General features: G+C 60.6%; 24 protein-coding genes. 12 read left to right on the top strand and 12 right to left on the bottom strand.

Going from position 1 to position 22,778, the window contains the following annotated elements; genetic code table 11:
- The 3 genes from FEM54_RS34275 to ntrC form a co-directional block, all read left to right on the top strand.
- Positions 1-257 (top strand): hypothetical protein (locus FEM54_RS34275; protein WP_205894391.1); only part of this gene is annotated, 257 nt, incomplete at its 5' end.
- A 90-nt stretch (positions 258-347) separates the two neighbouring features.
- Entirely contained in the window at positions 348-1,433 is a 1,086-nt protein-coding gene (gene glnL, locus FEM54_RS02650) for a nitrogen regulation protein NR(II) (RefSeq protein WP_017138631.1), read from the top strand.
- Entirely contained in the window at positions 1,430-2,866 is a 1,437-nt protein-coding gene (gene ntrC, locus FEM54_RS02655; RefSeq protein ID WP_138449369.1) for a nitrogen regulation protein NR(I), read from the top strand. The genes glnL and ntrC overlap by 4 nt, the downstream gene beginning before the upstream one ends.
- A gap of 565 nt (positions 2,867-3,431) precedes the next feature.
- On the opposite strand, the gene FEM54_RS02670 is transcribed toward ntrC, so the two are convergent.
- A complete protein-coding gene (locus FEM54_RS02670; protein ID WP_017138633.1) occupies positions 3,432-3,872 on the bottom strand; it encodes a hypothetical protein in 441 nt (146 codons plus the stop codon).
- Between FEM54_RS02670 and FEM54_RS02675 the strand changes: the two genes are divergently transcribed.
- On the top strand, positions 3,871-4,326 hold the full coding sequence (locus FEM54_RS02675) for a tRNA (cytidine(34)-2'-O)-methyltransferase (protein ID WP_138449373.1): 456 nt from the start codon (positions 3,871-3,873) through the stop codon (positions 4,324-4,326). The two genes, FEM54_RS02670 and FEM54_RS02675, sit on opposite strands and share 2 nt — an antisense overlap.
- A 149-nt stretch (positions 4,327-4,475) precedes the next feature.
- Here FEM54_RS02675 and secB read toward each other — a convergent pair whose 3' ends face one another.
- Genes secB through FEM54_RS02690 form a run of 3 tightly spaced genes read right to left on the bottom strand, consistent with a single transcriptional unit; the run spans position 4,476 to position 5,667 of the window.
- Positions 4,476-4,955 carry a protein-export chaperone SecB gene (gene secB, locus FEM54_RS02680; protein WP_012721755.1) on the bottom strand — a complete coding sequence of 160 codons (480 nt, stop codon included), beginning with the start codon at positions 4,953-4,955 and terminating at the stop codon, positions 4,476-4,478.
- Between the two features lie 42 nt (positions 4,956-4,997).
- Positions 4,998-5,252: a glutaredoxin 3 gene (gene grxC, locus FEM54_RS02685; protein ID WP_017138634.1), complete on the bottom strand. Its 255-nt coding sequence runs from the start codon at positions 5,250-5,252 to the stop codon at positions 4,998-5,000.
- 1 nt (position 5,253) lies between these two features.
- On the bottom strand, positions 5,254-5,667 hold the full coding sequence (locus FEM54_RS02690) for a rhodanese-like domain-containing protein (RefSeq protein WP_017138635.1): 414 nt from the start codon (positions 5,665-5,667) through the stop codon (positions 5,254-5,256).
- Positions 5,668-5,818: 151 nt separating this feature from the next.
- Here FEM54_RS02690 and gpmI point away from each other — a divergent pair, with 151 nt between their 5' ends.
- The gene (gene gpmI, locus FEM54_RS02695; protein ID WP_138449375.1) at positions 5,819-7,345 is read left to right on the top strand and encodes a 2,3-bisphosphoglycerate-independent phosphoglycerate mutase; all 1,527 of its coding nucleotides are present in this window, start codon (positions 5,819-5,821) and stop codon (positions 7,343-7,345) included.
- Positions 7,346-7,561: 216 nt separating this feature from the next.
- Here gpmI and FEM54_RS02700 read toward each other — a convergent pair whose 3' ends face one another.
- Positions 7,562-8,074 carry a PBECR2 nuclease fold domain-containing protein gene (locus tag FEM54_RS02700; protein ID WP_099549497.1) on the bottom strand — a complete coding sequence of 171 codons (513 nt, stop codon included), beginning with the start codon at positions 8,072-8,074 and terminating at the stop codon, positions 7,562-7,564.
- Positions 8,075-8,316: 242 nt separating this feature from the next.
- Between FEM54_RS02700 and FEM54_RS02705 the strand changes: the two genes are divergently transcribed.
- The 4 genes from FEM54_RS02705 (at position 8,317) to FEM54_RS02720 (ending at position 13,081) form a co-directional block, all read left to right on the top strand.
- Positions 8,317-9,612, top strand: coding sequence for a murein hydrolase activator EnvC family protein (locus FEM54_RS02705; protein ID WP_138449377.1), 1,296 nt, complete (start codon positions 8,317-8,319; stop codon positions 9,610-9,612).
- A 30-nt stretch (positions 9,613-9,642) separates the two neighbouring features.
- Complete coding sequence (locus tag FEM54_RS02710; RefSeq protein WP_017138639.1) at positions 9,643-10,956, top strand: S41 family peptidase; 1,314 nt, start codon at positions 9,643-9,645, stop codon at positions 10,954-10,956.
- A gap of 1 nt (position 10,957) precedes the next feature.
- On the top strand, positions 10,958-11,743 hold the full coding sequence (locus tag FEM54_RS02715) for a divergent polysaccharide deacetylase family protein (protein ID WP_138449379.1): 786 nt from the start codon (positions 10,958-10,960) through the stop codon (positions 11,741-11,743).
- Positions 11,744-11,806: 63 nt separating this feature from the next.
- Complete coding sequence (locus FEM54_RS02720) at positions 11,807-13,081, top strand: Vps62-related protein (protein WP_138449381.1); 1,275 nt, start codon at positions 11,807-11,809, stop codon at positions 13,079-13,081.
- Here FEM54_RS02720 and FEM54_RS02725 read toward each other — a convergent pair.
- From FEM54_RS02725 to FEM54_RS02755, 7 genes are all read right to left on the bottom strand, one after another.
- Positions 13,034-13,789, bottom strand: a complete 756-nt coding sequence (locus tag FEM54_RS02725) for a substrate-binding periplasmic protein (protein WP_017138642.1) — start codon at positions 13,787-13,789, stop codon at positions 13,034-13,036. The genes FEM54_RS02720 and FEM54_RS02725 overlap by 48 nt on opposite strands.
- A 66-nt stretch (positions 13,790-13,855) precedes the next feature.
- Positions 13,856-14,626 (bottom strand): imidazole glycerol phosphate synthase subunit HisF, encoded by a 771-nt coding sequence (gene hisF, locus FEM54_RS02730; protein WP_017138643.1) that lies wholly within the window; start codon positions 14,624-14,626, stop codon positions 13,856-13,858.
- 9 nt (positions 14,627-14,635) lie between these two features.
- Positions 14,636-15,373: a 1-(5-phosphoribosyl)-5-[(5-phosphoribosylamino)methylideneamino]imidazole-4-carboxamide isomerase gene (gene hisA / locus FEM54_RS02735; RefSeq protein ID WP_008435688.1), complete on the bottom strand. Its 738-nt coding sequence runs from the start codon at positions 15,371-15,373 to the stop codon at positions 14,636-14,638.
- A 39-nt stretch (positions 15,374-15,412) separates the two neighbouring features.
- A complete protein-coding gene (locus FEM54_RS02740) occupies positions 15,413-15,670 on the bottom strand; it encodes a DUF2164 domain-containing protein (protein WP_058421837.1) in 258 nt (85 codons plus the stop codon).
- Positions 15,670-16,308 carry an imidazole glycerol phosphate synthase subunit HisH gene (hisH, locus tag FEM54_RS02745; RefSeq protein WP_017138644.1) on the bottom strand — a complete coding sequence of 213 codons (639 nt, stop codon included), beginning with the start codon at positions 16,306-16,308 and terminating at the stop codon, positions 15,670-15,672. Before hisH ends, FEM54_RS02740 begins: the two co-directional genes overlap by 1 nt.
- The gene (gene hisB / locus FEM54_RS02750) at positions 16,308-16,901 is read right to left on the bottom strand and encodes an imidazoleglycerol-phosphate dehydratase HisB (protein WP_017138645.1); all 594 of its coding nucleotides are present in this window, start codon (positions 16,899-16,901) and stop codon (positions 16,308-16,310) included. The genes hisH and hisB overlap by 1 nt, the downstream gene beginning before the upstream one ends.
- Before the next feature lie 224 nt (positions 16,902-17,125).
- Positions 17,126-18,787, bottom strand: a complete 1,662-nt coding sequence (locus FEM54_RS02755) for an OFA family MFS transporter (protein ID WP_099549501.1) — start codon at positions 18,785-18,787, stop codon at positions 17,126-17,128.
- A 326-nt stretch (positions 18,788-19,113) separates the two neighbouring features.
- Here FEM54_RS02755 and FEM54_RS02760 point away from each other — a divergent pair, with 326 nt between their 5' ends.
- The 3 genes from FEM54_RS02760 to FEM54_RS02770 are packed head-to-tail and all read left to right on the top strand — an operon-like array spanning position 19,114 to position 22,663.
- Positions 19,114-21,330: an AsmA family protein gene (locus FEM54_RS02760; RefSeq protein WP_138449383.1), complete on the top strand. Its 2,217-nt coding sequence runs from the start codon at positions 19,114-19,116 to the stop codon at positions 21,328-21,330.
- Positions 21,327-22,394, top strand: coding sequence for an A/G-specific adenine glycosylase (gene mutY / locus FEM54_RS02765; RefSeq protein ID WP_138449385.1), 1,068 nt, complete (start codon positions 21,327-21,329; stop codon positions 22,392-22,394). The genes FEM54_RS02760 and mutY overlap by 4 nt, the downstream gene beginning before the upstream one ends.
- The gene (locus FEM54_RS02770) at positions 22,391-22,663 is read left to right on the top strand and encodes an oxidative damage protection protein (protein ID WP_017138649.1); all 273 of its coding nucleotides are present in this window, start codon (positions 22,391-22,393) and stop codon (positions 22,661-22,663) included. Before mutY ends, FEM54_RS02770 begins: the two co-directional genes overlap by 4 nt.
- Positions 22,664-22,778 lie beyond the last annotated feature (115 nt).

Raw genomic sequence — 22,778 nt, forward strand, 5'->3', positions numbered from 1 at the left:
GGAGCTGGCTTGCCTGCGATAGCAATGGTGAATGTGCCACCGCTATCGCAGGCAAGCCAGCTCCCACATTGACTCCGCTCCTCCAGACAATTTTTCGCCAGCCACCACTTCCTGAACAACCTTCACAAAACCGCACTATATTGGTGCGACAGCCTGCACACTTCCCACCCGTCCAGCCCATTTTGGTTCGATTCTTCTCGATCACGCTGGCAGAACGCCACAGTTTCGCGCCTAAAACCCTTATTTCAGGGGTTTAACGCTTCTTTTCGGAGCCTTGGTTTGGTTTTTGCATTTTCCTTGTATCAGCGTGTGCCTCAAGCCCGCGCCTTGCTCCAAAAGAGGTCCCGATGACCATCAGCGATGCACTGCACCGTTTGTTACTCGACAACCTGACCACCGCGACCATCCTGCTCAACGACGATTTGCGTCTTGAGTACATGAACCCGGCGGCGGAGATGCTCCTGGCCATCAGTGGTCAGCGCAGCCATGGGCAGTTCATCAGCGAATTGTTCACCGAATCGGCCGAGGCCTTGAGTTCGTTGCGCCAGGCCGTGGAGCAGGCGCACCCGTTCACCAAGCGCGAAGCGATGCTCACCGCCCTCACCGGCCAGACGCTGACGGTCGACTACGCCGTGACCCCGATTTTGAGCAACGGTGCGACCCTGCTGTTGCTCGAAGTGCACCCCCGCGACCGTCTGCTGCGCATTACTAAAGAAGAAGCGCAGCTGTCCAAACAGGAAACCAGCAAGATGCTGGTGCGCGGCCTGGCCCATGAAATCAAAAACCCACTGGGTGGGATTCGTGGCGCCGCGCAGTTGCTGGCCCGTGAGCTGCCGGAGGAACACCTCAAGGACTACACCAACGTCATCATCGAGGAGGCCGACCGCCTGCGTAACCTGGTGGACCGCATGCTCGGCTCCAACAAGTTGCCGTCTCTGGCGATGACCAACGTGCACGAAGTGCTGGAGCGCGTGTGCCAGCTGGTCGAGGCCGAAAGCCAAGGCTGCATCACCCTGGTGCGTGACTACGACCCGAGCATTCCCGACGTATTGATCGACCGCGAGCAGATGATCCAGGCGGTGCTCAATATCGTGCGCAACGCCATGCAGGCCATCAGCAGCCAGAACGAGCTGCGCCTGGGCCGCATCAGCCTGCGCACCCGCGCTCTGCGCCAGTTCACCATCGGCCATGTGCGCCACCGCCTGGTTACCAAGGTCGAGATCATCGACAACGGCCCCGGCATTCCTGCGGAACTGCAGGAAACCATCTTCTTTCCCATGGTCAGCGGCCGCCCGGACGGTACCGGGCTGGGCCTGGCCATTACCCAGAACATCATCAGCCAGCACCAGGGCCTGATCGAATGTGAAAGCCATCCCGGCCACACCACGTTCTCGATCTTCCTGCCATTGGAACAAGGAGCCCCCACGACATGAGCCGTAGTGAAACTGTCTGGATCGTCGATGACGACCGTTCTATCCGCTGGGTCCTCGAGAAAGCCTTGCAACAGGAAGGCATGACCACCCAGAGCTTCGACAGCGCCGACGGGGTGATGAGCCGCCTGGCGCGTCAGCAGCCGGACGTGATCATCTCCGACATCCGCATGCCCGGCGCCAGTGGCCTGGACTTGCTGGCGCGGATCCGCGAGCAGCACCCGCGCCTGCCAGTGATCATCATGACCGCGCACTCGGACCTGGACAGCGCTGTCGCGTCTTATCAGGGCGGCGCCTTTGAATACCTGCCTAAACCGTTCGATGTGGACGAGGCCGTGGCGCTGGTCAAGCGCGCCAACCAGCACGCCCAGGAACAACAAAGCCAGGAAGCCCCACCAGCCCTGACCCGCACCCCGGAAATCATCGGTGAAGCACCGGCGATGCAGGAAGTGTTTCGCGCCATCGGGCGTTTGAGCCACTCCAACATCACCGTGTTGATTAACGGCGAGTCGGGCACCGGTAAAGAGTTGGTGGCCCACGCGCTGCACCGTCACAGCCCACGGGCGGCTTCGCCGTTTATCGCGCTGAACATGGCGGCGATTCCGAAGGACTTAATGGAGTCCGAGCTGTTTGGCCATGAAAAAGGCGCGTTCACCGGCGCGGCCAACCTGCGCCGCGGGCGCTTTGAACAGGCTGACGGCGGCACGCTGTTTCTGGATGAAATCGGCGATATGCCGGCTGACACTCAGACGCGCTTGCTGCGTGTACTGGCTGACGGCGAGTTCTACCGCGTCGGCGGGCACACGCCGGTCAAGGTCGACGTGCGCATTATTGCGGCGACCCACCAGAACCTCGAAACCCTGGTACACGCGGGCAAATTCCGTGAGGACTTGTTTCACCGGCTGAACGTGATTCGTATCCACATCCCTCGGATGTCGGATCGCCGCGAAGACATCCCGACCCTCGCCCGCCACTTCCTCAGCCGCGCCGCGCAAGAATTGGCGGTGGAGCCGAAGCTGCTCAAAAGCGAGACCGAGGAATACCTCAAGAACCTGCCGTGGCCGGGCAACGTGCGTCAGTTGGAGAACACCTGCCGCTGGATCACAGTGATGGCGTCCGGGCGCGAAGTACACATCAGCGACCTGCCACCGGAGCTGTTGAGCCTGCCGCAGGATTCGGCTCCTGTGACCAACTGGGAGCAGGCGCTGCGCCAGTGGGCCGACCAGGCTTTGGCACGCGGCCAGTCGAACCTGCTGGACAGCGCCGTGCCGGCGTTCGAGCGCATCATGATCGAAACCGCCTTGAAGCATACCGCCGGCCGCCGCCGCGATGCCGCGGTGTTGCTGGGTTGGGGCCGTAACACCTTGACGCGCAAGATCAAGGAGCTGGGGATGAAGGTCGATGGCGGGGATGATGAAGAGGGTGATGAAGCCTAAATCTCAAAACCACTGAAGAACCATGTGGGAGCTGGCTTTGTGTGGGAGCTGGCTTGCCTGCGATAGCATCACCAAGGTGTAACTGACACACCGAGGTGCCTGCATCGCGGGCAAGCCCGGCTCCCACATAAGGCCAGCTCCCACAGTTGTTTTATGCCAGGGACAAACTCTGTGCACCGCTTCAATGCACCATGAACTAGCATCGCGCACATCCAGCCAGCCTGAAACACCCGCCGAATCAAGAAAACATCAAACCGCAAAAACACCAAAGCCCCGTATTCCGGGGCTTTGCGCTTTCTGGCGAAATTTTTTGGCACACATTGCAACTTCTGGCACGCGCCCTGCAATAACCCTTACATCACCCAGTTTCGGGGACCTTGGTACAGGCAGGCCGAGAATCCCCTCTTTACACCCGGGGTGCTTGATGCGGATCGCGTCGCGCCCCACACCCGTTTCGGGAACCTCGGTACAGGCAGGCCGGGGATTCCCTCTTTAACACCGAAGCCTTGCAAGGCTTCACCCCGTTTTGGGAGCCCTGGTACAGGCAGGCCGGGAACTCCCTCTTTTATTCCTCGCGCAGATGGATCTGCAGCCGCCAGCGACCCTCGGCCTTCTCCCCTTTCCATTCCCCGCGCAACGGCCGAGCCGCCACCAGGTTCAGCAGCAGGCCGCCATCGGTCTTGCGAACGCGCCAATTCACGTCCTTGTCGTTGACCTTGAGTTGCCCGCTGGCAGCCTTGCCTTGCGCGCCGAACAGCAGCGCCACGGTGCCGTCGATATGTTCGCCGTGCAGCTTGGGTTCACTGTTGAACCACACCACCACGCCGTCTGCCGCTGTTTCTACCTGCTGCAACTCAACCGGATCCGGCGTGGTCAGGCGACCGATCATCAGCCCGATCATCAAGCCAACAATCGCCAGTGAGCCCATCACCCGTGGCAATAGCTTCGGCCTTGGGTCGTCTTCAGGGGTAGAATGCAACGCATCTTTGCCTTCGGAGCCGTGCATGTTTCACGTCATCCTTTTTCAACCAGAAATTCCGCCGAATACCGGCAACATTATCAGGCTGTGCGCCAACAGTGGCTGCCACCTGCATTTGATCGAGCCGCTGGGCTTTGACATGGACGACAAACGCCTGCGCCGCGCCGGGCTGGACTACCACGAGTACGCCACGCTCAAGCGCCACGCCGATTTGGCCAGCTGCCTGGAAAGCCTCGGCCACCCACGGCTGTTCGCGTTCACCACCAAGGGCTCGCGACCGTTTCATGATGCCAGCTTTGCCGAAGGCGACGCCTTCCTGTTCGGCCCGGAAAGCCGTGGCCTGCCGGCGGAGGTGCTTGATGCTTTGCCCGATGGCCATCGTCTGCGTTTGCCGATGCGCGAGGGTTGCCGCAGCTTGAACCTGTCCAACACTGTAGCCGTCGCGGTTTACGAAGGCTGGCGCCAGCTCGGCTTCAAGTAACGCATAAACAAAATGTGGGAGCAGACCTGTGTGGGAGCTGGCTTGCCTGCGATGCAGTCACCTCGGTGTATCAGTGATACTGAGGTGATGCTATCGAAGGCAAGCCAGCTCCCACACAAGCCCGCTCCCACATTTTTTATCGCGTCAACTTACTGAACAGTCGACGAACCTTCCTGTTGCATGCGCTGCAGCTCTTGCGCGTACAGGGCATCGAAGTTCACCGGCGCCAGCATCAGCGCAGGGAACGAGCCACGGGTGACCAGGCTGTCCAGGGTCTCACGGGCATACGGGAACAGGATGTTCGGGCAGAACGCGCCCAGGGTGTGGCTCATGGACGCTTCGTCCAGGCCCTGGATCAGGAAGATACCAGCCTGTTGCACTTCAGCGATGAAGGCTACTTCTTCGCCGTTCTTAACAGTCACGGACAAGGTCAGCACGACTTCGTGGAAGTCGCCTTCCAGAGCCTTTTGACGGGTGTTCAGGTCCAGCGCAACGCTTGGGGTCCATTCCTGGCGGAAGATCGCCGGGCTTTTCGGCGCTTCGAACGACAGGTCACGCACGTAGATCCGCTGCAGCGAAAACTGTGGGCCTTGAGCTTCTGCTGCTTCGGTGTTCTGTTGGTCAGTCATCGCAGATCCTTCTTGATCTTGGGGTCTTTTAGGGTTTAGGAGTCAGACGAGCAGCAGCGCATCGAGTTTACCGGCGCGCTCCAGAGCGAACAGGTCATCGCATCCACCGACATGCTTGTCACCGATCCAGATCTGCGGCACGGACGTGCGTCCCGCTTTCTTGGTCATTTCGGCGCGCACCTGGGGTTTGCCGTCGACCTTGATCTCTTCGAAGGCAATGCCCTTCTTCTCAAGCAGGGCCTTGGCCCGCATGCAGTAGGGGCACCAATCGCTGGAGTAAACGACAACCTGGCTCATATCACTTCACCAGCGGCAGGTTATCGGCCTTCCAGCTGCCAATACCGCCGGACAGTTTGGCGGCGGTGAAACCGGCTTTGAGCATCTCGCGGGCGTGGGTGCCGGCGTGCTGGCCTTGGGCGTCGACCAGAATAATGGTCTTGGCCTTGTGTTTTTCCAGCTCGGGCAAACGGGCGATCAGCTTGTCCTGTGGAATGTTCAGGGCGCCGACGATATGGCCGGCGGCGAAATCCTTGGCCGGGCGAATATCCACGACAACGGCCTCATCCTTGTTGACCAGCGCGGTCAGCTCCGACGTGCTCAGGCTGCGGCCACCGCGGCTCATTTCATGAGCGATCAGCAGCGCCAGCAGGATGACGAAGGCACCCGCGAGCAGGTAGTGGGCAGTGGCAAATGCAATCAGGTGATCAACCATCAAGGAGGTTCCAGGGCGTTAAAATGGCGGTAAGTATACACAGCCGTCAGGGGCGGCCAACCCCCGTAAAGCGGTGACGTGGTCGGAACTTCGCTTTAAACTGCTACTCCCTTTTAGATTGCCTTCCTTTATTACCGCCGCGAGAGGATCTATGACTACCACGCCTAAACCTTTGGTCCTGATAATTCTCGATGGCTTCGGACACAGTGAAAGCCACCACGACAACGCCGTGTACTCGGCCAACAAGCCGGTACTCGACCGCCTGACGGCCACCGTACCCAACGGCCTGATCTCCGGCTCCGGTATGGATGTGGGCTTGCCGGACGGCCAGATGGGCAACTCGGAAGTCGGCCACATGAACCTCGGCGCCGGACGAGTGGTATACCAAGACTTCACACGCGTGACCAAATCGATCCGCGACGGCGAGTTCTTCGAGAACCCGACGATCTGCGCGGCGGTGGATAAAGCAGTCGCAGCCGGCAAGGCCGTGCACTTCATGGGCCTGTTGTCCGACGGCGGCGTTCACAGCCACCAGGATCACTTGGTCGCCATGGCCGAGCTGGCCTTCAAGCGCGGCGCCGACAAGATTTACCTGCACGCCTTCCTCGACGGCCGCGACACACCGCCTAAAAGCGCGCAGTCGTCCATCGAACTGCTCGACGCCACCTTCGCCGCGCTTGGCAAGGGCCGTATCGCCAGCCTGGTCGGCCGTTACTTCGCCATGGACCGCGACAACCGTTGGGACCGTGTCTCCCAGGCTTATAACCTGATCGTCGACGGCCAGGCCGAATTCAACGCCGCCACCGCCCAGGAAGGCCTGGAAGCCGCCTACGCGCGTGGCGAGAGCGATGAGTTCGTCAAAGCCACCACCATCGGCGAGCCGGTGAAAGTGGAAGACGGCGACGCCGTAGTGTTCATGAACTTCCGCGCCGACCGTGCCCGCGAACTGAGCCATGTATTCGTTGACGCCGGTTTCAAAGACTTCGAGCGCGCCCGCCAGCCGAAGGTCGACTACGTGATGCTCACCCAATACGCCGCCAACATCCCTGCCCCGGCAGCTTTTGCCCCGGGCAGCCTGGAAAACGTGCTGGGCGATTACCTGGCGAAAAACGGCAAGACCCAGCTGCGCATCGCCGAAACCGAGAAATACGCCCACGTGACCTTCTTCTTCTCCGGCGGCCGTGAAGAACCGTTCCCGGGCGAAGAACGCATCCTGATCCCGTCGCCCAAAGTCGCCACCTACGACCTGCAGCCGGAAATGAGCGCGCCTGAAGTCACCGACAAAATCGTCGATGCCATCGACAACCAGCGTTACGACGTGATCGTGGTCAACTACGCCAACGGCGACATGGTCGGCCACAGCGGCAACCTGCAAGCAGCTGTAAAAGCCGTGGAATGCCTGGACCTGTGCGTCGGCCGTATCGTCGACGCCCTGGAGAAAGTCGGCGGCGAGGCACTGATCACCGCCGACCACGGCAACTGCGAGCAGATGTCCGACGAATCCACCGGGCAAGCCCATACCGCCCACACCACCGAGCCGGTGCCGTTCATCTATGTCGGCAAGCGCGACCTGAAAGTGCGTGAAGGCGGCGTGCTGGCGGACGTGGCGCCGACCATGCTGAAGCTGATGGGGTTGGAGAAGCCGAAAGAGATGACCGGTACTTCGATTCTGGTCTGAAACAGTTCGGGGGTTGCTCAAAGCGAGTAGCCCGTCAATAATGAAGGTGAGCGCGAAACCAGTTGCCTCCAGCGGCGATAACTGGCGTAGGAACCCCGTTGATGACTGGACATCAGCGTAGGGTGAGACCTCCACACCCCTGCTTGAGGGTGTGTATATGAATATCAAGCGCTCTAACTTAGGGCAGTTCGAGAGAACTGCCCTTTTCTTTGCCTGTTATAAAAGTTGGTAGCGTTTGTAAAGCAGCTCCCCATGGCGATGCTTATTCAGCGCCTTGGCATCGGTCTGCATGAAATTCCACAACACATTGCCTGCCTGGATATTCACCACCACCAGCATTTGTCGCTTGGTTTCATAAGCACCGATGAACGCCAGCCGAGCCGAGCCGTCGCTATAGGCGACACGCCAGATTTCCAGAGGCCCTGTCAGCGTATCCAGCGCGAATTTTACGTATCGTTCTCTGGCATCCTGCCGCTTTTCAACAATGTGCCCCAGCGTCGTGCGCTGGATCAACACCCTGCCCAGAGGGGAATCTATACAAACCTGAGGGCATGTCGAATCGGTAATCCCCAGATTTGAAGCTACGATATCGACAGCATCGGCAATGTCTTTGCCCGCCAACACCTCCTCGAGTGCGCAAGATCGTAGAGCCCGATCAAGGCTACGCAGGTCGGGCAATCCGTAATCGAGCCAGGTTTGCTGGCCTTTTGACTCATGAACACCGGACATTGCCGATCGCGCCAACTGACTGATTAGAGGGCTCGTGAGTCTATTCTCAGCAGCAAAAACCAGTGCAGGTGGAGCGTTTCAAAGCGTTTCTTCGATAGTGTTTAACCTTCAAACCGCCCAATTAAATCGCCCTGAAAGGCTTTTTATGACGAACGCCTCAAAGCAGATGGCGTTGAGGCGTTTTTTTTGCGGCGCTTGGCGGGCATACTAGGCCGTCCATTTCCCTGGTGTCGCCCGCCTCTATGCTTCGCGCCTTGATTTCCCTCGCTCTTGTCTGCCTGCTCCAACCGGCGTTTGCCGATGAGCGCGCACAAACCCAACAACAGTTGGACGCTACGCGTCAGGACATTACCGAGCTGAAAAAGCTGCTCGGCAAGCTCCAGGAAGAAAAATCCGGGGTGCAGAAAGACCTGCGCGGCACGGAAACCGAGATGGGCAAGCTCGAGAAGCAGGTCCAGGAGCTACAAAAAGAATTAAAGAAGAGCGAGTCGGAACTGGAGCGACTCGACGCTGAGAAAAAAAAACTCCAGAGCGCACGCGTTGAACAGCAACGCCTGATCGCGATCCAGGCCCGCGCCGCCTACCAGAGTGGCCGCCAGGAATACCTCAAGCTGCTGCTCAACCAGCAGAACCCGGAGAAATTCGCGCGCACCCTCACTTACTACGACTACCTGAGCAAGGCGCGCCTGGCACAATTAAAGGGTTTTAATGAAACCCTGCGCCAGTTGGCCAATGTCGAGCAGGAAATCGCCGACCAGCAGTCGCAACTGATGGATCAGAAAACCGCCCTCGACACTCAGCGCGACCAGTTGGACAAGGTGCGCAAGGAGCGCCAGCAAGCCCTGGCCAAGCTCAACAATGACGTGAAGGCCCGCGACGCCAAGCTGCAGGCCCGCGAACAAGACCAGGCCGACTTGGGCAAAGTGCTCAAAACCATCGAGGAAACCCTGGCTCGCCAGGCACGTGAGGCTGAAGAAGCGCGGCAAAAAGCGCTGATTGCCCAGCAGGAAGCAGAAAAAAAGCGCCAGCGTGAAGCCGAGCTGGCCGCTACCACTGATGCGCCAGCGCCGCGTAAACCGGCGCGTGCAGCGCCCGGGCTGCTGGTTTCCAGCTCCGGCGAGAACTTCGGCGGCCCTTTTGCTTCAGCCCGCGGCAAACTTCCATGGCCCGTTGATGGTCGACTGCTGGCACGCTTTGGTGAAACCCGTGGCGATGACACCCGCGCCAAGTGGGATGGGGTGATGATCAGCGCCGCCGCCGGCAGCCAGGTCCACGCCGTTCACGGTGGCCGTGTGGTGTTTGCCGATTGGCTGCGCGGGGCCGGTTTGTTGGTGATTCTTGACCACGGCAATGGCTATTTGAGCCTTTACGGCCACAATCAGACATTACTCAAGTCGGCAGGTGATGTTGTAAAAGCCGGTGAATCCATCTCCACTGTCGGTAACAGTGGTGGCCAGGACACCCCGGCGCTGTACTTCGCTATTCGTCAGCAGGGCCGCCCGAGCGACCCTGCACAATGGTGCCGTTCCCAAGGATAGGGCTGCACCTACATTAGGAGTTCGTTCGACATGCTGCATTTGTCCCGCCTCACTTCGCTGGCCCTGACGATCGCCCTGGTGATCGGCGCGCCGCTGGCTTTTGCCGACCAGGCTGCATCGGCACCCGCCGCCACCGCAGCGACCACCAAGGCGCCGCTGCCGCTGGACGAGCTGCGTACCTTTGCCGAGGTCATGGACCGGATCAAGGCAGCCTATGTCGAACCCGTAGACGACAAGACCCTGCTGGAAAATGCCATCAAGGGCATGCTCAGCAACCTCGACCCGCACTCCGCCTACCTGGGGCCGGAAGACTTTGCCGAGCTGCAGGAAAGCACCAGCGGTGAATTCGGCGGCCTGGGCATCGAAGTCGGCTCCGAAGATGGCCAGATCAAAGTGGTCTCGCCGATCGATGACACGCCTGCGTCCAAGGCGGGCATTCAGGCCGGCGACTTGATCGTGAAGATCAACGGCCAACCAACCCGTGGCCAGACCATGACCGAAGCCGTCGACAAGATGCGCGGCAAGCTCGGCCAGAAAATCACCCTGACCCTGGTACGCGACGGCGGCAACCCGTTTGACGTGACCCTGGCCCGCGCGACCATCACGGTCAAGAGCGTGAAGAGCCAGCTGCTGGAGTCGGGCTACGGTTACATCCGTATCACCCAGTTCCAGGTCAAGACCGGCGACGAAGTGGCCAAGGCCCTGGCCAAACTGCGCAAAGACAACGGCAAGAAACTCAACGGCATCGTGCTCGACCTGCGTAACAACCCAGGCGGCGTGCTGCAGTCGGCGGTTGAAGTGGTCGACCACTTCATCACCAAAGGCCTGATTGTTTACACCAAAGGCCGTATCGCCAACTCCGAGTTGCGCTTCTCGGCCACCGGCAACGACCTGAGCGAAGGCGTGCCACTGGCCGTGCTGATCAACGGCGGCAGCGCTTCGGCGTCGGAAATCGTCGCCGGTGCCCTGCAAGACCAGAAACGCGGCGTGCTGATGGGCACCACCAGCTTCGGCAAAGGCTCGGTGCAAACCGTATTGCCGCTGAACAACGACCGCGCCCTGAAGATCACTACGGCGCTGTACTACACGCCGAACGGTCGCTCGATCCAGGCCCAGGGCATCGTGCCGGACATCGAGGTGCGCAGGGCCAAGATCACCAACGAGGTCGACAGCGAGTACTACAAAGAGGCCGACCTTCAAGGTCACTTGGGCAATGGCAACGGCGGCGCCGACCAGCCGACCGGCAGCGGCAGCAAAGCCAAGCCGATGCCGCAGGACGACGACTATCAACTGGCCCAGGCGCTGAGCCTGCTTAAAGGCCTGAGCATTACGCGCAGCCGTTGATATGCGTTTTGCCCTGATCATCGCTGTGCTGTGCAGCCTGGCAGGCGTCGCCCATGCGACCCCTGCAGGCGAGCCGCAAAAAGCCTACCTGACCCTTATCATCGACGACCTGGGACAAAACCTGCCCAGGGACCGTCGTGTGCTGGCCCTGCCTGGGCCGGTGACCACGGCGATCATGCCCGACACGCCCCACGCCGCCGAATTTGCCCGTGAGGCGCACAAGGCCGGCAAGATCGTGATCCTGCATATGCCTATGGACCCGGCCACCGGCCCGTTCGCCTGGCACCCCGACTTGCCTATCGAAGAACTCGGCAAACGCCTGGACGCCGCCTTCAAGGTTGTGCCCTATACCGCCGGCATCAACAACCATATGGGCAGCCGCATGACCGCCCAGCCAGCGGCGATGGCGTGGCTGATGGCTGAGCTGCAACGGCGCAACAAGTTCTTTGTCGACAGCCGCACCAGCGCACAGACCGTCGCCGCCGCCGAGGCGCAGAAGATCGGGCTGGCGCATGTGTCGCGGGATGTTTTCCTGGATGACGAACGCACCGAAGCGGCGATTGCCACACAACTGCAAACCGCGATCAAGCTGGCGCACAAGCAGGGCTCGGTGGTGATGATCGGCCACCCTTACCCGCAAACGCTGGCGGTACTGGAGCGTGAGTTGCCCAAGCTCAAGGCCCAGGGCATCGACTGGATTGATATCAAGTTGATGATCAGCGTGCGCAGCAACCTAGCCATGGCTGCACACGGTAAAAACGGGACGTATCTTCCCGCGCGTAGATAGTTACCGCTCGGCGCCGAGTGCACTGCTCGATAGTTGATGCTCCCATCAACTGGAGAGCCCTCCATGAAGCCTCTGCAATTCAATGACCTGCTCATCAGCTTTACCAGCGAGTTTCTGCCGCTGTGGAACGACAAGGGGTCGGGCGCGCACAAAGCCGTCGGCCTCTGGCGGCCGAGCACCGCCTCCGATGCACTGAGACCGTTTTTTACCTTGGGTGATATTGCGGTCGACCACTATCGCAATATCAACCACGGCAACGTTGTCGCCGTCGTCAGCGACGCGAACAACGTCGACGGCACGGCCCTGCGTGCGCCCGTCGATTATCAATTGGTGTGGCAGGATGAAGGCACCGGAGCGCTGAGCAATGCATCTATCTGGCGCCCGCTGCCGCCAGAGGGCTATGTGGCGATGGGGCTGGTGTACGGCGTGGACTACGACAAACCTTCACGCCATGCCGTGCGGTGCGTGCGAAAAGACCTGGTGATGGCCGCTCAAACGGGCGAATTGATCTGGGACGATAAAGGCAGCGGCGCCACCAACGACTTAAGCCTCTGGTCGGTGACACCTCCCGATGCACCCGCCGGCGAAATATACCTCGCCCCCGGCACCTTCATAGGCCATGGCGACTATGCCAAGCCAAGCCTTGAGGCCTATTCACTGCGCCTGACATTGACAGCGCAACTGCACGACCTGCCGCCACCGCCCGCGCTCAGCGGGTACGAAAGCCCGGGCAATGATGAATCCGTCCACACGCCTCAGGTGTGTGAGCTGCCATGGTTCTGTGTCAAAGACCCGGAGTTGGCCGTGATCGAACAGTTTCAGGCATCGCCCACCTACCGCCTGGAGCGCACGGACCGCCACCTGTGTGTCGGCTTTGGGCACAACACCGAAGCTACCAGTCAGCCATTCATGTGGACGGCCGCGAAAGGTGAAGTAAGCGGGACTGCCAAGGCACTGGCGGCCAACACCAGTATCGGTCTGGGCAAAGAGTGGCCGGTGGGCGAACACGTCTTCGAATTGAGTTTTTCGGCGCACCTGGATCGCGACTTCACACACACGCAGCGCTCGGCGAAAGGCTGGGACCAGGCTTCGTCGCTGGAAATCATCACTTATGTTCCGCCGAAAAAAGCCGTTGCGGCGTACCTTGTCCAAAGCGAATACCGCCTGCTGCGACAAGACGGCAGTCAGGTTTCAAGCACCGCCAGCTATACCAATGGTGACCACGTGTACATGAGCGAGTCTCCAAACGCAGAGGTGCTGCCTGATGAGTCACCTCAAGCAGAGCCCGAACTAGAGGTAACGGGCCATGATCTGATCGACACCACCCTCACCCCGTAACTGCTCGAGTGCCGCCTGAAGCTTGGCCACCACCTCATCCGGCACGTCTTTGTTCAGCGCCAGGTACAACTGGGCACTGTTGAAGCGCAGCACGGTTTTCAGTTGGGTCACCCCCACCTGGCGAGCCAGATAACGGCCCGCCGGATCGCCGGTGGCCCACAGGTCGATCTGGCCATCCACCAGCTTTTGCGCATTGTCCTGATCACGCAGCGCAACGATGGGCTTAAGGCCCTGCTTTTCCAGGGTCTCGGCAATGGCGTCACCTTTGTAGGCGCCGACCTTGTATCGACGAGCCTGTTCAAGGTCTGTCAGCTCAATCTTGCTGTCGGCCTTGGCCAGCATCACCCAGTCATCCGGGCCGATGGGGCCGACCCATTTGAACAGGGCTTCGCGGTCTGGCAGGCGCGCCATCACAAAGACACCGTAGCCGGGCTTTTCCAGGGCGAGTTTGTAGATGCGCTCCCAAGGAAAACGCAAAGTCAGGTTGTAGGAAATGCCGGCTCGCTTGAACGTCTCGCGCACGATATCGACGGCGATGCCCTCGATGTTTTCTTCCTTGGCGAAGTTCTTGCCGTTTTTCGCCATGTTGTAAGGCGGGAAGTTTTCCGTCAGCAACACCAGGGAGGCGTCAGACGGTTCTTCGGCGTGAGCCGAGCCCGTCAACAGAATGGACGTACTGGCGAGAGCAAGCAGAAGGGTCTTGAACATGAAGGCTACCGGAATCCATGGCAAGCGCAGAGAGTGCCCCGCGCCTGCCAGGGTGTCCAGCAGCGTTTAGCGAACGACGATACCGCGCGCGGCCATATAGGCTTTGGCCTCAGGCACGGTGTATTCGCCAAAGTGGAAAATGCTCGCCGCCAGCACCGCACTGGCGTGGCCTTCGATCACGCCGTCGGCCAGGTGCTGCAGGTTGCCAACGCCGCCGGAGGCGATCACCGGAATGCCCAGCGCATCGCTGATGGCGCGGGTCACGCCCAGGTCGAAACCGTTTTTCATGCCGTCCTGGTCCATGCTGGTCAGCAGGATTTCACCGGCGCCCAGGGCTTCCATCTTCATCGCCCATTCCACCGCGTCCAGGCCGGTCGGCTTGCGACCGCCGTGGGTGAAGATCTCCCAGCGCGGGGTTTCGCCCGGCCCGGAGACTTTCTTGGCGTCGATGGCGACCACGATGCATTGCGAGCCGAAGTGCTGCGCGGCTTCGCCGACGAACTCCGGGTTGAACACGGCGGCGGTGTTGATCGAGACCTTGTCCGCACCGGCGTTGAGCAGGTTGCGGATGTCTTGCACGGTGCGCACGCCACCGCCCACGGTCAGCGGGATAAACACCTGGCTGGCCATGCGCTCGACGGTATGCAGGGTGGTGTCGCGGCCGTCGACGCTGGCGGTGATGTCGAGAAAGGTAATCTCGTCGGCACCTTGCTCATCGTAGCGACGGGCGATTTCCACCGGGTCACCGGCATCGCGGATGTTCTCGAACTTGACGCCCTTGACCACGCGACCGTTGTCGACGTCCAGGCAAGGGATGATGCGTTTGGCCAGCGCCATGGTCAGTCCTCAGCCGTTGTAGGCGTCGCAGTAAGCCTGGGCTTCGGCGACGTCCAAAGTACCTTCGTAGATCGCGCGACCAGTGATGGCGCCGATGATGCCGGGCGCCTTGGCGTCCAGCAGCGACTTGATGTCGCCCAGGTTGTGAATACCACCGGAGGCGATCACCGGGATCCTGGTTGCAGCGGCCAGCGCAGCGGTGAACGGCACGTTGCAGCCCTGCATCATGCCGTCTTTGGCGATGTCGGTATAAACAATGGCGGACACGCCGTCGGCTTCGAACTGCTTGGCCAGGTCGATGACCTGCACGGTGCTGATTTCAGCCCAGCCGTCGGTGGCGACGAAACCGTCTTTGGCGTCCAGGCCCACAATGACTTTGCCCGGAAACGCGCGGCAGGCTTCGGCGACAAAGGCCGGGTCTTTCACGGCCTTGGTGCCGATGATCACGTAGCTCACGCCAGCCTTGACGTAGTGCTCGATGGTTTCCAGGGAGCGAATGCCGCCGCCGATCTGGATCGGCAGGTTCGGGTAGCGCTTGGCGATGGCGGTAACCACTTCGCCATTGACTGGCTGGCCTTCGAAGGCGCCGTTCAAGTCCACCAGATGCAGACGACGGCAGCCCCCTTCTACCCATTTGGCAGCCATGCTCACCGGGTCATCGGAGAACACGGTGGAGTCTTCCATGCGGCCTTGGCGCAGGCGTACACAAGCGCCGTCCTTGAGATCGATAGCGGGGATAATCAGCATCTGGCAAACCTTATTCGATATTCAGCAATGCTTGGGAAATCAGGGTTTCTCAAGCGACCACAGGTCGCTTTCGATGCTTTCGAACCTTTCTTTAAGGAGCGTCTGCGTGTCGAAAATCGCCCTGTTGTAATAGTGCGGCGCCACTTCGGTGGTGAACAGCTCAAGAATCTCGGCAACCTCGAACGAGCCCAACTTGAGTTCGAAGCGGTCCTCCATGAAACGCTTGATCTTGTCGGTCGCCTCACGCTCCTGTTCGGGCGCGAGGTTCAAGATCGGCGGCTTCGGCTTCTTGGCCATTACCAGCGACCATCCCACGCGGCGAAGTTCTGCAGCAATTGCAGGCCATGGGTATGGCTCTTCTCCGGATGGAACTGCACGGCAAAGCGCGAACCGTCGGCCAGCGCTGCGGCGAAGTCGACGCCATAATGCCCGCCACCCACCACTTGGCGCGGGTTGCCAGCATTGATGTAGTAGCTGTGCACAAAGTAGAAACGCGCCAGGTCCGGAATGTCGTGCCACAGCGGGTGATCGACGGTCTGGCTGACTTCGTTCCAGCCCATATGGGGCACTTTCAAGTGCGCGCCGTCTTCGTGCAGGTCTTTGCCAAAGAACTTCACCTGGCCGGGGAACAGGCCGATGCAGTCGACGCCGCCGTTCTCTTCACTGCTGTCGAGCAAGGCTTGCATGCCCACGCAGATGCCGAGGAACGGGCGGTCCTGGCTGACTTCGCGCACCAGGCTGTCAAAGCCCAGGCGGCGGATCTCGGCCATGCAATCGCGAATCGCGCCGACGCCGGGGAACACCACGCGGTCGGCTTCGCGAATCACATTGGCGTCGCTGGTGATCAGCACCTTGCCGGCGCCCACGTGCTCGAGCGCCTTGGCCACCGAGTGCAGGTTACCCATGCCGTAATCGATAACCGCGACCGTCTGCATTACAGAACGCCCTTGGTCGACGGCATTTGCCCGGCCATGCGGTCATCCAGCTCTACGGCCATGCGCAGTGCGCGGCCGAATGCCTTGAACACGGTTTCGATCTGGTGGTGGGTGTTGGTGCCGCGCAGGTTGTCGATGTGCAGGCTGACGAGTGCGTGGTTGACGAAGCCCTGGAAGAATTCCTGGAACAGGTCGACATCGAAGCCGCCCACGGTAGCGCGGGTGTACGGCACATGCATCTGCAGGCCTGGGCGGCCGGAGAAGTCGATGACCACACGCGACAGCGCTTCGTCCAGCGGGACATAAGCGTGGCCGTAGCGACGGATACCTTTTTTGTCGCCGATGGCCTTGGCAAATGCCTGGCCGAGGGTGATGCCTACGTCTTCCACCGTGTGGTGGTCGTCGATATGCAGGTCGCCCTTGCTGACGATATCCAGGTCGATCAGCCCATGACGGGCGATCTGGTCCAGCATGTGCTCAAGAAAAGGTACACCGATATCAAATCGGGCCTTTCCGGTGCCATCCAGGTTGATCGAGGCTTTGATCTGGGTTTCCAGAGTGTCGCGCTCGACGGATACCTTACGTTCGGCCATCACCAGCTCCGCAAAATCATTGGGCGAAAAAGGCAGCCATTATAGGGGCGCGGGCGCTAAACAGAAACATCGAAGGGGATAAGACTGATGGAGTGTCGGGGATAGACATGTGCATACAAGCAGGCGCTCCAGGATGGTGCGCCCCGCCGCTGTCTTGAAACGAGTAGAGATCCAGTGTGGGAGCTGGCTTGTGTGGGAGCCGCGCTCGCCCGACTACAGCGGCATCAGTGGAACAACACCGCCGTCTTCTGCAGGGTCACCCACACACCCCACGCCAACGGAATACCTACCACCAGCCAGGCGGCAACAGCCATCGGCACAGTACCAGGGGCCGCTTTCCACTCCAGCGAAGTGCTGGCATCGGCGCCTTTGTCATGGCCCAGCGCCTGCTCGGCAGCCAGTTCAGCGTCGGTCATGAAGTACTTGTCGGCCACCGGGCGCACCAGCAGGTTGCAGAGGAAACCCAGCACCAGCAGGCCTGCAAGGATGTACAAGGTGATGTCGTAAGCCGCAGCGCGCGGAACGCCGATGCTCAGTTGGTATTCGCGAAGGTAGTTCACCAACACCGGGCCCAGCACGCCGGCCGCCGCCCATGCGGTCAACAGGCGACCGTGGATCGCGCCGACCATTTGGGTGCCGAACAGGTCGGCCAGGTACGCAGGCACAGTCGCAAAACCGCCGCCGTACATCGACAGGATGATGCAGAACGCCGCCACAAACAGCGCCACGTTGCCCAGATGCCCCAGGTTCGGGATCAACGCGTACAGGGCAAAGCCCAGGGCGAAGAACACGAAGTAGGTGTTTTTACGGCCCAGGTAGTCGGAGAACGACGCCCAGAAGAACCGGCCACCGATGTTGAACAGGCTCAACAGACCGGTGAAACCTGCAGCGATGGCCGCAATAGAGGCCAACTGGCCCGCGTCCAGTTGACCGAACGGCACATCCACACCCAGTAACTTGCCACCGAACACTTCCTGCAGCAGCGGCGAAGCCATGCCGAGGATGCCGATACCGGCGGACACGTTCAGGCACAGCACCAGCCATACCAGACGGAATTGCGGGGTTTTCCACGCCACGTTCACGTGCACGTGACGGTGGGTGATCATCGCGTTGCTGGCTTTTTTCGCCGGCGCGGTCCAGCCCTCAGGCTTCCAGCCGGTCGGCGGAACGCGGTAGGACAGTGCGCCACCGATCATGAACACGAAATAAATCACGGCCATGACTACAAAGCTCTGCCACACGCCCACGCTGGTTGGCGAGGCGAAGTGGCCCATCAGCGCTGCGGCCAACGGTGCACCCACCATTGCGCCACCGCCGAAGCCCATGATCGCCATGCCAGTGGCCATGCCGCGCTTGTCCGGGAACCACTTGATCAGGGTCGATACAGGCGAGATATAACCCAGGCCCAGGCCAATACCACCGATCACACCGGAGCCGATCCACATCAGCCAGATCTGGTGGGTATAAATCCCCAGCGCCGAGATCAACAGGCCGCCGCACCAGCACAACGCCGATACAACGCCCGCCTTACGTGGCCCGGCATGTTCCAGCCAGCCGCCCCAGATGGCTGCCGAGCAACCCAGGAAGATGAAGAACAGGGTGTAGATCCAGCCCAGCATGGAGATGGGCCAGTCGCACTGGGACGAGAAGACTTGCGCGATAAAGCTCATGTCCGGCGCGCAGGCGACCGGCGCGGTGATACCCAGAGCCTTGGACAGCGGCAGCCAAAACACCGAGAACCCGTAGGCCATGCCGATGCAGAGGTGGATGGCCAGGGCGGCCGGCGGAACCAGCCAGCGGTTGAAGCCGGGCTTGGCGATAATGCGCTCCTTGGACAGGAACGCGGGCTGCGCGGCAGTACTACCGGCCGCAGTGCTAGTGCTCATTGGTGTTTCCCCCAGTTATTAGTATGTGTCCGTCAGGCGCTCTCTCCCTCGACCTTGCACGCAGAGCGTTGGCCGTTGTTGTTGAGTAAAGCTCCTTTTAAGCGCGACGCTGTGTCGCAGACGACAGACGAACCCGCGAAGATTAGCACCAGTGGATGACAGAAAAACCAAACTGACATCACCTTTTTCACTCAACCTGATCTGCCTGACGGCAAAATCCTATTTTGCCGTCCCTGGATACAATGTAACGATGCGTGAACTGACGCAGGCCTTCGGGCGTTATACTCTGCGGCTAAATTTTGAAATCGACATACAAGGACTCGCCCATGAAAGCGTTCGGCAAAATCCTGGGTCTGGTACTCCTCGGGCTGTTGCTGATCATTGTGGCCCTGGGCTTTGCCCTGACCCACCTCTTCGATCCCAACGACTACAAAGACGAGATTCGCCAGATTGCCCGCGACAAGGCCCACATCGAGCTGACGCTCAATGGCGATATTGGCTGGAGCCTGTTCCCCTGGCTGGGCCTTGAGTTGCACGAAGCCAGCGTGGCAACCCTGACCACCCCGACCCAACCGTTCGCCGACTTGCAAATGCTCGGCCTGTCGGTGCGCGTGCTGCCACTGCTGCGCCGCGAAGTGCAGATGAGCGATGTGCGTGTCGAAGGCCTCAACCTGCGCCTTAACCGTGACAAGCAAGGCCACGGCAACTGGGAAGACATCGGCAAGAATGTGCCCGACGCGGCCGACATCGCCAGCGCCCCTGCCCCAGCACAAGCCCCTGCCGAACCCGAACCGGAGAAGCCACCCAAGCCGATCCGCCTGGACATCGACAGCCTGACCATCAACAACGCCCGCGTTGAATACAACGATGAACAAACCGGCAAACAGTTCAGTGCCGAAAGCATCCAGTTGAGCGCCGGCGCCGTGCACGAAGGCGCGAGTATTCCACTCAAACTCACTGCATTCCTGGGCAGCAACCAGCCGCTGATGCGCGTCAAAACCGAACTGAGCGGCAACCTGCGCATCCAGCGTGCCCTGCAGCGCTACCAGTTCGAAGACATGAAACTCAGCGGCGAAGCCACCGGCGAGCCGCTGCAAGGCAAGACCGTGACCTTCTCCACCCAGGGCCAATTGCTGGTGGACCTGGCGGCCAACATCGCCGAGTGGACCAACCTCAAGCTCTCCGCCAACCAACTGCGCGCCTTGGGCGAACTGAAGGTCAATGACCTGAACAAATCCCCGCAAGTCAGCGGCGCGTTGTCGATTGCCCAGTTTGACCTGGCCAAGTTCCTCGACAGCATCGGCCACCCGCTGCCGCCCATGGCTGACGGCAGCCTGAGCAAGGTCGAGCTGGTCAGCCGCCTCAAGGGCACCCCGACCAGCGTGGCGCTGGAAGACCTGAACCTGAAACTCGACGGCAGCACCTTTACCGGTCGCATCGCCGTGGATGACTTCGCCAAGCAGGCCTTGCGCGTGCAGCTCAAGGGCGACACCTTCAACGCCGACAACTACCTGCCGGCCAAGTCCGAATCGGCCAAAGGTGCAACCGCTGCCCGCCAGGCCGAAGTGCAGAACAGCGAAGCTGGCGCCATGGCCGCCGGTGGCACCACACCACTGCCGGAAGCCCCGACCAAAGGCGCGTGGAGCACCGACAAGCTGCTGCCACTGACCCGCCTGCGCACCCTGGACGTCAACGCCGACCTGGCTTTTGGGCAACTGACCCTGAGCAAGCTGCCGATCCAGAATGCAGCGCTCAAAGCCTCCGGCGCCGATGGCCAGCTCAAGCTCGACACCTTGAGCGGCGGCCTCTACAACGGCACCTTCCAGGCCAACGGCACACTCGATGTGCGCCAGGACATCCCGCTGCTGGCGCTGCAAACCCACATCAAGCAAGTGCCGGTTGAACGCATCCTGCAAGCCCAGGGGCAAAACCCACCGGTCAAAGGCCAGGTTACTCTCGACAGCAACCTAACCGGCCGTGGCAACAGCCAAAAAGCGCTGATCGACAGCCTTAACGGTACCGCCAGCTTTGTGATCAATAACGGCGCGCTGCTCAACGCCAACATTGAACAGCAGCTGTGTACCGGCATTGCCTTACTCAACCGCAAGACCCTGAGCACCACGCCGCAGGGCAAGGACACGCCGTTCCAGGAACTGCGCGGCACGCTTAACTTGCGTAACGGGGTGGCGAGCAACCCGGACCTCAAAGTGCGTATTCCGGGCCTGGCGGTCAACGGCAACGGCGACGTCGACCTGCGTGTGCTGGGCATGGACTACCGCGTTGGCATCATCGTCGAAGGCGACCAGCGCGATGTACCGGACCCGGCCTGCCAGGTCGGCGCCAACTTCCAGAACATCGAAGTGCCGCTGCGCTGCCGTGGCCCGCTGGAGCTGGGCGCCAAGGCCTGCCGCCTGGACAAGGACGGCTTGACTCAGGTCGCCATCAAAGCCGCCGGCAACAAGCTCAGCGACAAAATCGAAGAGAAGCTCGACAAGGTTAATCCGCAGCTTAAAGACGCCCTTAAAGGCCTGTTCAAACGATGAGAAACGAGCAGTTTTCACAGGCGGTGCTGGATTGGTACGACCGCCACGGTCGCCATGACCTGCCCTGGCAACAGGGCATCACGCCTTACCGGGTGTGGGTCTCGGAGATCATGTTGCAACAGACCCAGGTGAGCACCGTGCTCAATTACTTCGACCGGTTCATGGCTTCCTTGCCGACGGTCGAAGCCCTGGCCGCCGCGCCGGAAGATGAAGTGCTGCACCTGTGGACCGGCCTGGGTTACTACACCCGTGCACGTAACCTGCAGAAGACCGCCAAGATTGTCGTTGCTGAATACGGCGGCGAATTTCCCAAGGATGTGGAAAAACTCACTGAGCTGCCTGGCATTGGCCTGTCCACTGCCGGCGCCATCGCCAGTTTGAGCATGGGCCTGCGCGCGCCGATCCTCGACGGCAACGTCAAACGCGTGCTGGCGCGTTTTACTGCGCAAGAGGGCTACCCAGGCGAACCCAAGGTCGCGAAACAGCTCTGGGCCACCGCTGAGCGCTTTACGCCCCACGACCGCGTCAACGCCTACACCCAGGCAATGATGGACATGGGCGCCACGCTCTGCACGCGCAGCAAGCCAAGCTGCCTGCTGTGCCCGCTGGAAAAAGGCTGCGAAGCCCACATGCTCGGCCTGGAGACGCGTTACCCGATCCCCAAGCCGCGCAAGACCATCCCGCAAAAGCGCACGCTGATGCCACTGCTGGCCAACGCCGAGGGCGCGATCCTGCTTTACCGTCGCCCGTCCACGGGCCTGTGGGGCGGCTTGTGGAGCTTGCCGGAACTCGATGACCTGCAAGACCTGGAACACCTCGCCAACCAGCACGCGCTGGCACTGGGCGAGCAACAGGCGCTGCCGGGGCTGATCCACACCTTCAGCCACTTCCAACTGGCCATCGAACCCTGGCTGGTGCAGGTCGAGGAATCCGCCCATCACGTGGCCGAGGCCGACTGGCTCTGGTATAACCTCGCCACCCCGCCGCGCCTGGGCCTTGCCGCCCCGGTGAAAAAACTGCTGAAGCGCGCGGCCGACGTATTGAACGCAGGAGTTTCGTCATGACCCGCACCGTAATGTGCCGCAAGTACAAAGAAGAACTGCCAGGCCTGGAACGCCCTCCGTACCCAGGTGCCAAGGGCCAGGACATTTTCGAGCATATCTCTGCCCAAGCCTGGGGTGACTGGCTGAAACACCAGACCCTGCTGATCAACGAAAAACGCCTGAACATGATGAACGGCGAAGATCGCAAATACCTGGCGGGCGAAATGGACAAGTTCTTTTCCGGCGAGGATTACGCCAAGGCCGACGGTTACGTGCCGCCTGCTCAATAATTGATCAAAAACCGGGGTCGGCACGTAAGCGACGGTAATAATTAAATATTTTTTGAAAACTTGCTTGACGACCCCCTGAAAAACCCGTTTAATGCGCCCCGTTGCCCAGATAGCT

Source organism: Pseudomonas edaphica (assembly GCF_005863185.1).
In the GTDB taxonomy this organism is placed as follows: domain Bacteria; phylum Pseudomonadota; class Gammaproteobacteria; order Pseudomonadales; family Pseudomonadaceae; genus Aquipseudomonas; species Aquipseudomonas edaphica.